This window comes from Cellulomonas sp. GbtcB1 (assembly GCF_019091725.1).
In the GTDB taxonomy this organism is placed as follows: domain Bacteria; phylum Actinomycetota; class Actinomycetes; order Actinomycetales; family Cellulomonadaceae; genus Cellulomonas.
Genome location: NZ_JAGXJG010000133.1, coordinates 1 through 651 on the forward strand (window position 1 = coordinate 1; position 651 = coordinate 651).

The window sequence follows — 651 nt, forward strand, 5'->3', positions numbered from 1 at the left end:
GCCGAGGCCCCCGCCGCCCCTGCCCGGCGGTCACGCCGCGCCACCCGTCCCGCCGGGGCCGGCGCCGCCGCGTCCTCTGCCGCGCCGGAGGCGGCCGCCGCTCCCGCCGTCGAGGCCCCCGCCGCCCCGGCGCCCGAGGCCGTCGAGGAGGCGGACGAGGACGCCGTCATCGAGCAGCCCGAGGACGAGCAGGTCGCCGAGGCCGTCGAGCAGGCCGAGGAGACCTCCGCCGCCGCGCCCGAGAGCCGCCTGGACGTGCTCGCCGAGCTCGGCCGCAGCCAGTCCGCCGGTGAGCGTGAGCCGGCGCGCCGGTCCCGCGGTCGTCGGTCGGGCTCCCGCAAGGCCGGGGCGCCGGACGCCGCCGCGTCGGACGTCGCCGAGCAGCAGCCCGCCGCCGAGCAGCCCGCCGCGACCGAGCCGCAGCCCACGGCCCAGAAGCCCGCCGCCGACAAGCCCGCCACCCGGCAGCCCGCCGGCCAGAAGGCGGACCAGGACCGCGCCGCCTCGGCGCGCCTCGCCACGACGGCCCTGCTGTTCCAGGCACCCGAGGCCCCGCGCCGCCGGCGCCGCGCCCAGGCCCCGTCCGGCTCGCCCGAGGCGATCTCCGCCGCGGCGCAGGCCGACCTCGAGGCCGCGCAGGCCGCCGAGGCC

Annotated in this window: 1 pseudogene; it reads left to right on the plus strand. The window is 82.9% G+C overall.

From position 1 onward, the window contains the following. Positions 1-651: pseudogene (locus tag KVT14_RS20055) on the plus strand (ribonuclease E/G); the annotation flags it as partial.